Raw genomic sequence first — 413 nt, forward strand, 5'->3', positions numbered from 1 at the left:
TTGGTGATTACGTTTCTACCGATATAAGAACCGTTAACAAGTATAAGAATCGTGAAGGGTTATTCGTTCAAAGTCTAGAGATGTAACATATATTTTATTAAAATTCTAATCTACCAGTTTTACACTAATGCGCGCAACACGGTGATGAGCAGTCAAAACTCTCCGACCCAAATATGCCCATGAAACAGAGAAATTTAGAAGTTAGGAAACGGCTCTTTCTTTGGTCATACTCGCTCAAGTTAACCGCATTTCGCATTACCTCGAAATAATAGGGGTAATGCGAGTTTCCTATGTGGCCTAAAGTGCCAAGTCTGACGATATAAGCAAATCTAATCAAAAACAAGTTGCTATATTGATCCGCTTTGCTATTGTAATTAGCAGAGTGGGTATTCAGACCGCTTGTTTAGCCGACC

The sequence above is a fragment of the Vibrio sp. OPT46 genome, assembly GCF_015163535.1.
In the GTDB taxonomy this organism is placed as follows: Bacteria; Pseudomonadota; Gammaproteobacteria; order Enterobacterales; family Vibrionaceae; genus Vibrio; species Vibrio alginolyticus.